This is a genomic window from Halobacillus sp. B29, from assembly GCF_052246755.1.
Classification (GTDB): domain Bacteria; phylum Bacillota; class Bacilli; order Bacillales; family Halobacillaceae; genus Halobacillus; species Halobacillus halophilus.
This window is the reverse complement of the sequence record NZ_JBQQCM010000004.1, coordinates 216870-230337: the sequence shown is the minus strand read 5'-3', so window position 1 is coordinate 230337 and position 13468 is coordinate 216870. Positions and strand designations below refer to the sequence as shown.

Annotated in this window: 12 protein-coding genes; 8 read left to right on the top strand and 4 right to left on the bottom strand. The window is 43.3% G+C overall.

Annotated features, from left to right (window positions below; translation table 11 throughout):
- Positions 1 to 147 precede the first annotated feature (147 nt).
- The 5 genes from ACTWP7_RS07365 to ACTWP7_RS07345 all read left to right on the top strand — a co-directional run bounded on the left by ACTWP7_RS07365 (position 148) and on the right by ACTWP7_RS07345 (position 7247).
- Positions 148 to 1488, top strand: coding sequence for an aspartate aminotransferase family protein (locus ACTWP7_RS07365; RefSeq protein WP_443122625.1), 1341 nt, complete (start codon positions 148 to 150; stop codon positions 1486 to 1488).
- Between the two features lie 21 nt (positions 1489 to 1509).
- Positions 1510 to 2652, top strand: a complete 1143-nt coding sequence (ald, locus tag ACTWP7_RS07360; protein ID WP_443122624.1) for an alanine dehydrogenase — start codon at positions 1510 to 1512, stop codon at positions 2650 to 2652.
- Positions 2653 to 3553: 901 nt separating this feature from the next.
- Complete coding sequence (locus ACTWP7_RS07355) at positions 3554 to 3940, top strand: ArsR/SmtB family transcription factor (protein WP_443122623.1); 387 nt, start codon at positions 3554 to 3556, stop codon at positions 3938 to 3940.
- Positions 3941 to 3976: 36 nt separating this feature from the next.
- Positions 3977 to 6622 carry a heavy metal translocating P-type ATPase gene (locus ACTWP7_RS07350; protein ID WP_443122622.1) on the top strand — a complete coding sequence of 882 codons (2646 nt, stop codon included), beginning with the start codon at positions 3977 to 3979 and terminating at the stop codon, positions 6620 to 6622.
- Between the two features lie 406 nt (positions 6623 to 7028).
- Positions 7029 to 7247 carry a hypothetical protein gene (locus ACTWP7_RS07345; protein ID WP_443122621.1) on the top strand — a complete coding sequence of 73 codons (219 nt, stop codon included), beginning with the start codon at positions 7029 to 7031 and terminating at the stop codon, positions 7245 to 7247.
- Between the two features lie 71 nt (positions 7248 to 7318).
- Here the strand turns inward: ACTWP7_RS07345 and ACTWP7_RS07340 are convergent, their stop codons facing one another.
- On the bottom strand, positions 7319 to 7903 hold the full coding sequence (locus ACTWP7_RS07340) for a YgjP-like metallopeptidase domain-containing protein (RefSeq protein ID WP_443122620.1): 585 nt from the start codon (positions 7901 to 7903) through the stop codon (positions 7319 to 7321).
- Positions 7904 to 8164: 261 nt separating this feature from the next.
- Here ACTWP7_RS07340 and ACTWP7_RS07335 point away from each other — a divergent pair, with 261 nt between their 5' ends.
- On the top strand, positions 8165 to 8929 hold the full coding sequence (locus ACTWP7_RS07335; RefSeq protein WP_443122619.1) for a YwaF family protein: 765 nt from the start codon (positions 8165 to 8167) through the stop codon (positions 8927 to 8929).
- Positions 8930 to 8996: 67 nt separating this feature from the next.
- Here the strand turns inward: ACTWP7_RS07335 and ACTWP7_RS07330 are convergent, their stop codons facing one another.
- From ACTWP7_RS07330 to ACTWP7_RS07320, 3 genes are all read right to left on the bottom strand, one after another.
- Positions 8997 to 9188, bottom strand: a complete 192-nt coding sequence (locus tag ACTWP7_RS07330; RefSeq protein WP_443122618.1) for an H-type small acid-soluble spore protein — start codon at positions 9186 to 9188, stop codon at positions 8997 to 8999.
- An 82-nt stretch (positions 9189 to 9270) separates the two neighbouring features.
- Positions 9271 to 10323, bottom strand: coding sequence for an iron-containing alcohol dehydrogenase family protein (locus tag ACTWP7_RS07325; protein ID WP_443122617.1), 1053 nt, complete (start codon positions 10321 to 10323; stop codon positions 9271 to 9273).
- A complete protein-coding gene (locus ACTWP7_RS07320; RefSeq protein ID WP_443122616.1) occupies positions 10316 to 10972 on the bottom strand; it encodes an MtnX-like HAD-IB family phosphatase in 657 nt (218 codons plus the stop codon). The genes ACTWP7_RS07325 and ACTWP7_RS07320 overlap by 8 nt, the downstream gene beginning before the upstream one ends.
- 232 nt (positions 10973 to 11204) lie before the next feature.
- Here ACTWP7_RS07320 and ACTWP7_RS07315 point away from each other — a divergent pair, with 232 nt between their 5' ends.
- Together ACTWP7_RS07315 and ACTWP7_RS07310 are read left to right on the top strand one after the other, a co-directional pair.
- Entirely contained in the window at positions 11205 to 12002 is a 798-nt protein-coding gene (locus ACTWP7_RS07315) for a LysM peptidoglycan-binding domain-containing protein (protein ID WP_443122615.1), read from the top strand.
- Positions 12003 to 12241: 239 nt separating this feature from the next.
- Positions 12242 to 13147, top strand: a complete 906-nt coding sequence (locus ACTWP7_RS07310) for a DUF4097 family beta strand repeat-containing protein (protein ID WP_443122614.1) — start codon at positions 12242 to 12244, stop codon at positions 13145 to 13147.
- The last annotated feature ends 321 nt before the right edge of the window (positions 13148 to 13468 follow it).

Here is a 13468-nt window from a genome sequence, read left to right as displayed (position 1 = left end):
TCGGTTCAATCCGCCGTGTAGTCATTGTGTGAAAGGATCGTTTTAACCATTTGACACAATGTCTAATGAAAGTTTTTAGTATATGTTAGATAATTAAGATAATTCAAAATATTACCTTATATTTTCTAAATCAAGGGGGTTCCTCCGTTGACAAAAGCTGATGTGAAGAACGATCTGCTGGCAAAAGACGAAAAATATGTATGGCATTCGATGAAACCTTATAAACCTGAGGATACAATGGTAGCCAAAAGTGCGAAAGGTTCCTGGATTACGGATGTAGAAGGGAACCGTTATCTTGATGCTATGTCGGGATTGTGGTGTGTCAATATTGGATATGGAAGAGAAGAATTAGCTCAGGCTGCTTTCGAGCAAATGAAAGAATTATCCTATATGCCGATGACACAGAGTCATGAATCCGCGATTCAATTAGGAGAAAAAATTAATCAACTCTTAGGTGATGACTATGTCATTTTCTTTTCCAACAGCGGGTCGGAAGCGAATGAAGCGGCCTTTAAAATGGTTCGGCAGTACCATCAGCAAAAAGGGGATTATTACCGTACCAAATTTATATCCAGGTACCGGGCGTATCATGGAAACTCTACCAGCTCGCTCGCTGCGACGGGGCAGGCTCAGCGAAAGTATAAATATGAGCCGCTGGGTCCGGGTTTCCTGCACGTAGCTCCGCCCGATGAATATCGGAATGATCACAGTGAGAAGGATCAGTGGGGAGCGCAGGATATCGACCGGGTGATGACGTGGGAACATAGTGAATCCATCGCCGGGGTCATTATGGAACCGATTATTACAGGCGGAGGGGTTATCGTGCCGCCAGAGCAATATATGAAAGAAGTAAAAGCTGTATGTGAACGGCACGGCGCCCTTATGATTGTGGATGAAGTCATCTGCGGGTTCGGCCGGACAGGTAAACCATTTGGATTTATGAATTATGGGGTTAAACCAGATATCATCACGATGGCTAAAGGAATTACAAGCGCCTATCTGCCGCTTTCGGCAACCGCAGTTAAAAGAGAGGTTTATGAAGCCTTTTGCGGCAGCGAACCGTATGATTTTTTCCGTCATATCAATACCTTCGGCGGTCACCCGGCAGCCTGTGCGGTTGCGCTTAAGAATATCGAGATTATGGAAAAAGAAAATCTGTTCGACCGATCCAGGGCGCTTGGAGAAGCCGCGAGAAATGAACTCCGTCACCGTCTTGAGGCTCATAAGTATGTGGGAGATATACGTGGCAAAGGCCTTTTGATAGGAATTGAACTCGTGGAGGATAAAGAGACGAAGGAGCCGCTCGAAGTGAGCAAAGTCAACCAGGTGATTGGCTATTGCAAGAATCAAGGCATTTTAATAGGTAAGAACGGGATGACGGTGGCCGGGTATAATAATGTTCTCACGCTGTCGCCCCCGCTCACCATTGAGGAAGAAGACATGCAATTGTTGCTCAACACCTTGGTCGATGCACTCCATCAGTTGTAGATAGAGAAGGAGAGAGAACGGATGAAGGTTGGGATTCCAAGAGAAATAAAGAATCATGAAAATCGGGTGGCCATGACCCCAGCTGGGGCTGGGAATCTGATAAAGGAAGGCAACGAAGTTGTGTTGGAAAAAGGGGCAGGGGAAGGCTCAGGTTTTACGGATCATGATTATACTCAGGTGGGTGTAACAATCGTGGATACAGCGGTTGAAGCCTGGGAAACTCAGATGGTGATGAAGGTAAAAGAACCAATCGCAGAAGAGTATCACTACTTTTATAAAGGGATGATTCTATTTACCTTTTTTCACCTGGCTGCGGATGAGAAGCTCACTCGAGCCCTGAGCGAAAAAAAGGTCGTAGCGATTGCTTATGAGACGGTGCAATTAGCCGACGGCACGCTGCCACTTTTGACTCCCATGAGTGAAGTGGCTGGACGCATGGCGACGCAAAAAGGCGCTCAGTATTTAGAGAAGCCAAGCAGCGGAAAAGGCATTCTGCTGGGTAGTGTTCCGGGAGTAAGAAGAGGTAAGGTGACAATTATTGGCGGCGGTGTCGTAGGTACAAATGCAGCGAAAATCGCCGTCGGCTTAGGGGCCGATGTTACGATGATTGACTTAAATCCCGAACGGCTCCGACAGCTCGATGATCTGTTTGGTTCTTCGATTAATACGTTAATGTCCAACCCATTAAACATTAGGGAAGCGGTTCGGGAAGCCGATCTGGTCATAGGAGCGGTTTTGCTTCCAGGTGCGAAGGCCCCGCGTCTTGTTACAGAGGAGATGGTGAAAGCGATGAGGCAGGGGTCCGTATTTATTGATGTAGCTGTGGACCAGGGAGGCATCGTCGAGACATTCGACCATGTAACCACGCATGATAACCCGATTTATAAAAAGCATGGAGTGGTGCACTACGCGGTAGGCAACATGCCGGGAGCCGTCCCCCGGACTTCAACAATGGCGCTGACGAATGTGACGATTCCATACTCTATCCAGATCGCCAATAAGGGCCATGAGCGAGCGTGTCTTGAAAATGAAGCGTTGTTAAAAGGGCTGAATGTGGTGAATGGCTATGTAACCTATAAAGAAGTGGCTGAAGTTCATCAGTTGAGTTTTATGGATGGAGCGAATGCGTTGCGGACTAATAGGTACGCAGAGAAGTTTGTTTAGCACATTGTAAATCACTGGCGGATCTATTCAACATAGTGGACTGGAGAAGTACGTTTGAAGGAAAGCTGTCTTAAAATATACGAATTTAAAAAAGCTCAGAGTAAATTTACTCTGAGCTTTTTTACGTAAGACTCTGTTAAAATTCCGTGTTGATATTAAAGTAAAGCTCCCGTTTGTTGAAGACTCAGTTTCGAGACATTGGAGGAGCGGAAGGTCCTCCGGGGGACGATTTCGCTTTCCGCGGGCATGTGCTGAGCTTCCTCGGGCTTAACAGCCCTGCGGGATCTCACCGATCATGTTCATCCCACAGGAGTCTCCATCGTCCCCCTCCGGACCTGGCCGAATAAGAAACTCTAAATCCACCAAAAATGCCTACTAAAATTAATTGAATAGCAAAAGAGTATCTAGCTTATTTAAGTGTACAACCCCTGATATATAAGGGGTTAAGGCTGATCCAGAACGATTACCTCTCTTATAGAAGGGTCCGTTCACTCCTCAATCATAGGATGGCGGAGGAAACGACGAGACTCCCGCGGGAGAAGGAGCTAGGCGAGACCCCACAGGGAGTGAAACGAGCGAGGAGGCTTATGGTAAAAGGAGGATCGACTAAGATCGCCACGTCCTGTGGCAACGTCGATCGACCCTACTTCGTGTAGGGCCGCAGGAAAGCGAGTTGTTTCCGTAGCCAGCCCCTCTCTATATTAGCAACGGACCAAAGATATCTCGAAACTGAGTCTTCAACTATACGGCCCTATTGTGTAATAAGCCTCTTATGAAAAATTAACAATAAACTATAACAAAGCCTTTTGTTCAGATATTCAAACAATTATTTGAATGAAAAGGTTGACTCTTTTGATGTATGGAGCATACACTATAAACAAACAATCAAACAATTATTAGAATGAAGGTGAAAGTTGTGAGTGAAAAAATAGTAAAAAAAATGGAGAAAGATACATGCGATACGTTTTGTTACGATGAAGAGCTCGTAGAACGTGTCCAGCCTAAAATGGATGATGTACTGGGAGTCGAACTTATATTCAAAGCTTTATCCGATTCAACGCGGTTAAAAATTGCTTACGCGTTAACGCTAGAAGAAGAATTGTGTGTGTGCGATGTAGCCAATATTATTCGTGCAACAAATGCTACCGCTTCGCACCATTTACGCTTACTACGAAACATGGGGTTAGCAAAATATCGAAAAGAAGGAAAGCTGGTCTTTTATTCATTAGCCGATGAACATGTGCATCAGCTTGTAAACATTGCGATGACACATGCCCATGAAAAATAAAGAAAGTAACGGATGAACAAGAATGGAGGCAGCTATATGAGTCATATAGAAAAACAGCAAGAAAGCAGCTGCTGTTCGAAAGAGAATACTTCGCCTGTAAACGAGGAAAGCGAAACAGTTGTTAAAGCAACGGAACCAACATCTTGCTGCAGTAGAGAAAGTGATAAATCAGTTCAATCAACGGTAAATGCAACGTGCTGTAGTAAAGAAGGTGATGAAGCTGTTCAATTAGAGGAACCATCAACATGCTGTAGTAAAGAAAGTGGTGCAACTCACGAAGAAGCAGACTTTGAAACGTCCAGCTGCTGCAGCAATAGTACCTCTAATGACGAGAGCCAGGAAACACATACAGGAAAGTCGTCCCTTTCGCGTTCTTCTGGGGTAACCGTTTTTAACGTCTCTGGGATGGACTGTCCTTCCTGCGCCGCCACCATTGAAAAAAGTCTAGGGCAGCAGGCTGGTTTTCAAACCGTGGAAGTCCACTATGGAACAGGGAAGCTAAAGGTTGAGGCAAAAGATGAGAAAGCTTTACAGGAAGTTCCCAGCCTTGTACGGAAACTCGGCTTCGAAGCTGAAAGGGTCCAGGATAAAAAGAATACTCAAACCTATCTTATTGAAGGGATGGATTGTGGTTCCTGCGCAAAAACCATTGAAAAACATCTGGGCAGTCAGCCGTGGGTGAATGAAGTAAGTGTAAACTTTTCTACGGGTAAGATGCAGATTGATCATAATACTTCATCAGAAGAAATCATTCAGGAAGTAGGGAAGTCAGGTTTTACAGCTTCTCTGGAAACCTCAAGAAAAACAGAAGATAATGAAACTAAGAAGAAACCCAAGGATATAAGAACCACCGTTTCCGGGGTTTTACTGGCTTTAGGTTTTATAAGTTCCTTTACGAATATTCCTGCTTTGCTGATCACACTGCTCTATGCAGGTTCCATTGTAATCGGAGGCTACAAGCCGGCTCGAAGTGCGTTTTACTCCATCAGAAGCCGCTCTCTAGATATGAACGTTCTAATGGCATCTGCCGCTATAGGTGCTGCCCTTATCGGTGAGTGGTTTGAAGGTGCGATGGTTGTCTGGCTGTTTGCGCTTGGGAACACGCTCCAAAACAGATCCATTGAGCGAACAAGAGATTCCATACGAAGTCTCATTAATCTTGCTCCATCTGAAGCTACTGTGAAGGTAGGAAACGAGTGGGTAAGAAAACCCGTCGAGAGTATTTCCATTCAGGACAGAATTCTCGTTAAACCAGGAGAGAAACTGCCTCTCGATGGGGAGGTCGTTGCAGGTTCATCAAGCATCAATCAGGCCCCCATTACGGGAGAGTCTCTTCCTGTGGATAAACATGAGGGCGATACCGTTTTTGCGGGAACGATTAATGAGCACGGCTCTCTTGAGATCCGCGTAACCAAACTGGTAGAAGATACAACGATTGCAGGGATTATTCATCTCGTAGAAGAGGCTCAGGAGAAAAAAGCTCCAACTCAAGCCTTCGTGGATCGTTTCGCCAGAGTGTACACACCGATAGTTTTCAGTCTGGCGCTGCTTGTGATGGTGCTTCCGCCTCTTGCCGGCTTCGGAAGCTTTGGCGAATGGGTATATAAAGGTCTTGCTCTGCTGGTAGTTGCCTGTCCATGTGCTCTCGTCATATCTACTCCCGTAGCGATTGTTTCAGCGATTGGAAATGCAGCCAAGAACGGAGTGTTAATTAAGGGAGGAACCTTCCTTGAGAAAGCAGGAGCTGTTCAGGCGATGGCTTTTGATAAAACCGGAACATTAACAGAAGGGAAACCGAGAGTTTCTCAAGTATTTGCATTGAACGAACAGACTGACGAGCTCCTCCGTATGGCTCATACCATCGAAGCTCACTCGACTCATCCTATTGCTAAAGCGATTACGGCTTATGCAGAAGAAAGAGAAATCAGTTTAAAAGACGGCTTGAATTACCAGGCGATTGCAGGAAAAGGCGCGAAAGCCACTATTGATGGCGTTGACTACTTTGCCGGAAACTCTAAACTTTTCGAAGAGATGGAGATCCCACTGGGTAAAATTCGTAATCATATTTATTCCATCCAGAAAGATGGGGGATCCATTGTCATCGTCGGTACTCGCACAGAGATTATTGGTGTGATAGGCGTAGCGGACACAATTCGAGAGATCACGCTCGACTCTATTCAGAAACTGAAAAGCACAGGGCTGAAAGAAATGGTTATGCTGACAGGTGATAATGAAGGAACAGCTAAAAAGGTTGCCGATTCAGCAGGGGTAGACCGCTACTTTGCAGACTTGATGCCTGAAGAAAAAGTAACGGCTGTTAAAAAGCTGCAGGCAGAAGGAAAAAGTGTAGCGATGGTCGGAGATGGTATTAATGATGCACCGGCGCTTGCGACAGCCGATCTCGGCATTGCCATGGGCGGCGCAGGTACAGATACAGCTATGGAAACGGCCGATATTGTTTTAATGGCTGATAATTTAGAAAAACTGCCCTATACCATCAAGTTAAGCCGAAGATCATTAAAAATTATTAAACAGAACGTATGGTTCTCCTTGATTACGAAATTCGCAGCGCTGCTGTTAATTTTCCCAGGGTTTTTGACCTTATGGATGGCGGTATTAAGTGATACAGGAGCGGCTTTGATCGTTATTCTAAACAGCATGAGATTATTAAGACAGAAATAGAGAGGGAAGCCTCTCTATTTTTTTGTGAGGAATTTGAAACGGAATTTTCATTCAAACGTATGAAAAGTTGAACCAGATCGGTAATTTAGGAAGGTTAAGCGTTAAGAGTATTCTTACTACATTGTAGAAGAGAAGTGGAAAAAGAAGAGAAAATAGCCAATATTACTAAACCGATTTTTGGCTTAGTTCTTGCCTGGCAAACGTGAACCAACTTAATTATAGTAACGGTTACATAAGTATAAGAATGGGCAGGAGTATTAAATAAGGGGAAGGGGGCTGCCAAATGCTGAAAAGAAAGGTGTTCTTCCTTATTGGAAGTTTATCTATTATTTTGATGGGTTGTTCCATGTAAGAAGGAACGTTTATACAAGGGGACATCACAGAAATTAACCATGAAAATCGAGAGATGGAAATCGATGTTGACGCATGGACAACAGTTAGCAACGAAGGATCTGCTAAAGAGTCATATGAATTCGAAAAGAAGCCTGATGTTCAAACTATACGAGTTCCCAATCCAAATGAATATGAGGAAGGACAGAAAGTTGAGGTGAAGGTGATCAAAAATTATGAGAAAGATGTCTGGGATATAGATAGATTAAAATTTGAAGTGGAAAAGATAAATTAAAATAAGAAAAAAAGCCTGCAAAATAATAGGTTACTCTGCAAGCTGCGAAGAAAAGGCAATTGTCGTGGTATTCAACACATTTCTTCATCGATTAACTGCTGGATCTTTTCTTTGATGGATTCTTTAGGCTGTTGAATCAATCGCCAATTCAACACGATCGCGTCCTTGCCTTTTTTCCCTATTCGGGCGGCATCTTCTTCAGAAGAAATCGTTCTGGAATGAAGATCGGAGAATTTTTTCTCGGATTTATCCCTTAACCACTCCTTCGCAAGTGTGATCAGCTGTTTATTAGTCTGGTTCTCTTTTTCATCCCCCGGATAGTTGAAAAGGAATTTTCCTTTGCTGAAGGAAAAAACAAACTCATTTCCTTCCTCCAGGATTAATTGATAAGCGCGGCCTAAATAATTGATTTTCTGTCCGTCTTCCAATGAAAGGCGATCAACATGATACAGCTCGGCGTGATGCCTTTCCCACGTTTCTTTCATCCAGGCGGCTTTCTTTTGAAGAAAAGCCTCGATTAATTCAGTTTTTCTTTTCTCGGGAGCGGTAACTTGAGCTCCATTCAATTCATCCATATAAATTTTTACGTAATAAATTGTTGGTTTGGTATGTAAATCATAATGGATCTTTCTATCTTCAATGGTTAACTCCGGCATAGGGACGCCCCTTTCCTTGTGTTCTTTCCTATTTTAATAGAGCGGGGGAGAACCGTCAAAAATACGTCTCTTTACAAACCTTCAAAATTAGGGCTGTTTGCGATGGGAGAATGGTCAGATGCGGGGTTTGTGCGACTATTGTATGAATCATTTTACATACATTAAAGACTGCCGTTGAAAATTATCCGAAACCATTTAACGGGGAAATCGTACAAAGGTTAGGTAACGTATTTCCTAATAGAAGTTAGGAAGGAGGATAGGATGCCAGAGTGGTTTAATATTCAAATACAAGACAGGTTCGAATTGTTATCATCGAGTCACCTGATCATGCTGGCCATTCTTTTTTCAGGAATCGCTTTATTGCTGATTTTTCACCAGACTCTTCAAATGAATGACAGGCTTCAGCAATTCACCAGGTGGACATTATTCGTTCTGCTGCTGGGTGGCGAAATTGGTCAGACGTTATGGGGACTTGCAAACCATAACTGGAATATGGAAGATCATGCTCCGCTTCACTTATGCGGAATTGCTTCCATACTCGGGATGGTGGCTCTGTTTTTTTATCATCACAAAGTCGTGCAGATTCTTTATTTCATTGGCATTATTCCGCCGATCGTAACGTTGTTAACGCCAGAGATGTTTTACTCGTTTCCACACTTTCGTTTTTTGAAATTTTTTCTGCACCATATGGCTTTAGCCTGGACCGGCATATTTTTAATTCTGGTTAGTTCTGCACGGATCACCTTCCGATCGCTGCTTATGATGTTCGGTTATTTAAATCTTTATGCTGTATTTATATTTTTTCTTAACCCGCAAATCGGGACGAATTATTTGTTTCTGGCAGGCAAGCCTGATGTGAGTACGCCACTTGATGTGCTTGGGGAAGGGGTATGGTACTATGTGAATTTAGAGCTCTTCTGTTTTGGATTATTCTTAGGGATGTATGGGTTGTATCGTTTTATTTCACTCGTGCGAAATTGGAGAAAGAGGTCGGGATTAAAAGAAGAAAAGTATCATTATCTATAGGTGCAGATTGAATAATTACATATAAAAGAAGCCGCATCTAAGACCCGATCTTAGATGCGGCTTGTTTTTAATGCTGTACTTCTGTTTCCTTCAGTTCGTGCAACGGAACTTCCTGGAACACATTGGGCTGATCCACGGGGTGAATTCTTGCGGTTTCACTTCTCTCAATAACCTCTTCGATGTAAATCGGTCGGTCCTCATGGGTGACCGCGATCATTTCAGGGGAGTGGAAAATTTCTTTAGCGCGTTCTTTATTCATGAGCAGTATCCTCCTTTTTTATATCTCTAATGTTTGCATCAAACGTCAGAGCTATTCTCTAAAGAAGTGTTTTCCTGCGTAACTATCGTAATATTTCTTGAAGAATCGGGTCCTGATCCAGAAAATCCAATGCTTTACGCTGGTATTTCTTTTCATGTAAATACGTATAGCGATGCGGCTTGATTTCTGGACTTTTTTCAATGGCCATTTTGAAATCCGCTTTCTTCACTTCCAGCGTTTTTATATGATCAAAAAAGCCTGTCCGTGTAAACACTTTTTGCATCCGTTCGGCACGATGTTCCTGAACATTTGCCATAATATAAGTCGCGATCCCCACCTGGATTCCGTGCATGTGAGGGTGTTCAGCGTACTTATCGAGCGCATGGGAAATCAGATGCTCAGAGCCGCTGATGGGGGCGCTGTTTCCGCTGATGATGGTGGCCACTCCGCCCATTGTTAACGAACTGACGAGCTCTTTTAAAAAAGTAGGATCCTGAAGATCTTTCATCGGGGTACGCACAAAGCTGTTCACCGCTTTCTTACTGAGCATGGACGCAAAAGCGTTCACCCGGCTCACGCCCTGACGATCTTCGAATTCCCAGTCGTAAAGGGCTGTAATATTGGACATTAAGTCTCCTACGCCAGCCAAAATAAAAGGGGAAGGGGCGTTTTGAATAATGTCAAGATCGGCAATGATGCCATACGGAACTTTGGCAGGGACCGTCGTTTTCTTTCCTTCAATCATTAAGGAGCAATTACTGCTCGCAAATCCATCGTTGGAGGCTGACGTTGGAATGCTGATAAAAGGAGTCTGGCGGGAAAAGGCCATATATTTTCCGCAGTCAATCACAGCCCCTCCGCCCACCGCAACGATCGCATCATACATTTTTATGGAAAAAGCCTGTTTAATCAGATCATGGACTTCGGCATGGGGCTGCATAAGGACTGTATCCACTTTGGTAGTTGAAAGAGAATCTTTGATGTTTGCCTCCCATTGATCCATTGTAAATGAATCAAATAGCATAAGGATATTTTCAAATCCATGGCGGTCAAAAATGTCCTGAAGATGGTAAATGATGCCGCTCTTAATTTCCAGAATAGCTGGAATCGGGATATTGGTAATGGGATTAGTCATGGGGCAAAAACCCTTTTTTCTCTAAGTCAGCCTGGATGTCCTTAAAGGATGTCACAGGAGTGAAGGCGATGTTTTTTTCGCTTAGTATTTCCTGCAGAGCATCTTTCGCAAAGGTGGCATCGGCATACACAGCTGGATGTGAATCGGGCTCGCTGTCGCCGGCGAAGTGAACCGTTTCGTATTCCTTTTTCAGCTCCTGAATCACTTTGGATTTGTCGATGCCGTAGCGTTCCGAATGATGCCGGTGGGAAGGATCAATGTTTAAATGAACATTTTGGTCCTCATAATATCCTTCATTAGAGAAAACGGTCACATTCTGAATGTTGTATTCTTTTAAAATGTGATGAATGTAGTAATCGGTTCCCGCACTTAAAATATAAAAGTCTCCGCCATTATTCTGTACGTGCTGAATGAAAGCCGGCACATACTCATCAATCGGAATATTGAGAATATCCTCAATAATCTGTTCCTCATGCTGATTGATGGATGTGAAGATCGAGCGTAAAAATTCGATGTCCTTCATCTGACCTGCTTTCCACTTCTTAAAAAGGTCTCTGCCTTCCGGATAGTATTTCTCAATGATCACCCAGTAAAAGTCTTTATTTGAAATCGTACCATCAAAATCTGAAACGAATGCCCATTTCTTCATCGTTCATCCCTCCACAGCTGTTTTCTATAGTGTAACAAAATTTTCACCATCTTGATGGATTGAAAACGCTTCATGTAAGGCAGAAAAACGAATCTTTATAAGGAGATGGAGAGAAAATCCATATGGAATAAAGAAGATCATACATATTTTTCTAATGGGATAGCTTGTATGATAAATGAAGTTCTCAATTCTATTATTTTCCATAGATTATATAAAGAGGGGAGGTGTAAGAATGCCTGTTATTTCAACAATAGGGCTGATCTACACGGTCAAACCTGGTGACACTCTATTTTCAATTGCCAGTCGTTTTGGCAGCACAGTGGCCGCGATCGAAAGTGCTAACCACTTATATCCGCCCGTGACAGACCGTGGATTCATTTACCCGGACGATGTTTTAGTCATCCCTACTTCAACATCCAATCCGATCATGTCCCATATCGTGACGTACGGGGATACACTATCAACTATCGCCCAAACGTTTGACACTCACGTAGATCTTCTTGCGGGAGTGAACAATATTTCGAATCCCAACGTAATTAATGTAGGGCAGAACCTGCTTGTTCCAGCGTTCACTTATAGGATTGTCAGTGGTGATTCGCTGTATTCCATTGCGAGGCGATTTGGGGTAAGTATGGCTGACATTGAAGAAGCGAATGCTGATCGGCCTGGTTTCCAAAGAGATGTGATCTGGCCGGATTATCACCTTATTATTCCGATCCCGTCTTCCAGGAATATTTTTGTAACCCGTCCCCTCCCTGGTTCCACCTTTACCAGCGGAGATAAAGTAGAAGGTTACGCGAGAGTATTTGAGGCGGTCGTGACATATCAACTGAGGGACAGTAATGGCGTAGCAGTGTCTAATGAACGTTTCACGATGACCGATCAAGGTGGCCCTGCTTACGGGTTTTTCAGTAGTACCGTTCCTTTTGACCGACAGCCTACATCAGCTTCGGGAGAGTTGTGGGTCTATAGTCGAAGTGCTAAAGATGGCAGTATTCAGGATTTAGTGAAAATTAAAGTAAACTTCTAATAGGTAGACAGTCTTCTCGAGCGGGAGGAGGCTGTTTTTTTGGGAAGGCTTTAAATTATGAATTATTTTGAAAATTTACTTTAGTTATCTATCTTCACAAAGAATAGTACGGTATATTTTTAATATATTAAAAAATAATGGAATGGTTTCTAAAAATTAGAACTTGCACAGTCTAATGGACAAAATTTTTTCTCATCCGCGGCAGTTTCTTAATTTTTATCGTGAGAGGAGAAGAGTATATGAAAAAAGCAGGATGGATTGTAGTGTTTGCTTTGATTCTAGGAGGTCTAGGAATATTGTTCTCCTTTCAGGCTACAAAATCGTTAGAAGATGAAAAACTGAAGGTACATAAGGAGGAAGCCTTTACGGCGAGTGAAATTCAAGCCATCCATGTAGATACTTCATCGGCTGATATCCAATTCGTCGAAGGAAAAAGCAATCAAATTGAAGTGAGCCTCAGTGGCTATGCTCGGAAATGGAAAGAGTATTCGTATGAAGTTGAAGAGGCAGAAGGCCAGTTAAACGTAAACCTTAAAAAGAAAAACAATGGACTTGGATTTTCTTTTGGTTTTGTCAGAGGAGATAACTTAGAATTACTCGTCAAAGTACCGAAGCAGAAACTTGAAGTAGTAAATATAGGTACCTCGTCATCTGAAGTAACACTTCGTGATATTCAAGTAAGTCAGCTGATCGCAGCCACAAGTTCAGGTGATATTGAAGTATCCAGTCTGGAAGTTGACGAACAGTTGAACCTCCATTCTTCCAGTGGAAGTGTAATGATGACGAACATCAAAGGTTCAGAAGCTGAGGTTGATCTGAAAACAAGCAGCGGAGATATAGAAGGAAAAGGGCTGCTGTTTAATGAAATGAAAGCTCAATCTTCCTCAGGAAATGTGGATGTATTGCATGAGAGTATGGCTGGAAATCTAACTGCCCATACGTCAAGCGGTGATGTCACATTTTCGTTTGAAGAAGAACCTCAATCCTTTATTCTGGACTACCAATCAAGTTCGGGGGAAGAACGTATTCAACTGGATGGTATTCAATATGAGAGAAGAGCAGAGCATGAGGTGAGAGGCCATAAAGGAGATCAGAAGTATCAAATCCTGGTGGAAACGAGTTCTGGAGATTTTACTTTAAACTAAACGATATTTTTATAAGAGAGTTATTACGCTATCGGACCGGATTGCGTAAGACTCAGTTTCGAGATATTTTGGGTCCGTTACGTTAGTTGGTGGAGGGCTGGTGGGGAAATAGCTCGTCTTGTTCCATCACCCAGGCACTCGAGACATAAGCCGTTCATCAACGGACGGCAAGACCACCGTCCTTTTGATGCTCGGCTTATGCTGTTCGTGTCTATCGGGGTGATTCCACATTTGGACACTTTCCTATGGGGGAACGGTGAGCTTCCTCGCTCGTTTCACTCCCTGCGGGATCTCACCTAGTTCCTTCTCCCATTCTTACAC

Excerpts from the sequence above, each read along its gene's own strand:
- ACTWP7_RS07315 (WP_443122615.1), top strand. The coding sequence starts at position 11,205 with ATGCCTGTTATTTCAACAATAGGGCTGATCTACACGGTCAAACCTGGT.
- ACTWP7_RS07320 (WP_443122616.1), bottom strand. The coding sequence starts at position 10,972 with ATGAAGAAATGGGCATTCGTTTCAGATTTTGATGGTACGATTTCAAAT.
- ACTWP7_RS07340 (WP_443122620.1), bottom strand. The coding sequence starts at position 7,903 with ATGCCGGAGTTAACCATTGAAGATAGAAAGATCCATTATGATTTACAT.
- ACTWP7_RS07355 (WP_443122623.1), top strand. The coding sequence starts at position 3,554 with ATGAAGGTGAAAGTTGTGAGTGAAAAAATAGTAAAAAAAATGGAGAAA.
- ACTWP7_RS07330 (WP_443122618.1), bottom strand. The coding sequence starts at position 9,188 with ATGAATAAAGAACGCGCTAAAGAAATTTTCCACTCCCCTGAAATGATC.
- ACTWP7_RS07335 (WP_443122619.1), top strand. The coding sequence starts at position 8,165 with ATGCCAGAGTGGTTTAATATTCAAATACAAGACAGGTTCGAATTGTTA.
- ACTWP7_RS07350 (WP_443122622.1), top strand. The coding sequence starts at position 3,977 with ATGAGTCATATAGAAAAACAGCAAGAAAGCAGCTGCTGTTCGAAAGAG.
- ald (WP_443122624.1), top strand. The coding sequence starts at position 1,510 with ATGAAGGTTGGGATTCCAAGAGAAATAAAGAATCATGAAAATCGGGTG.
- ACTWP7_RS07310 (WP_443122614.1), top strand. The coding sequence starts at position 12,242 with ATGAAAAAAGCAGGATGGATTGTAGTGTTTGCTTTGATTCTAGGAGGT.
- ACTWP7_RS07345 (WP_443122621.1), top strand. The coding sequence starts at position 7,029 with ATGGAAATCGATGTTGACGCATGGACAACAGTTAGCAACGAAGGATCT.
- ACTWP7_RS07325 (WP_443122617.1), bottom strand. The coding sequence starts at position 10,323 with ATGACTAATCCCATTACCAATATCCCGATTCCAGCTATTCTGGAAATT.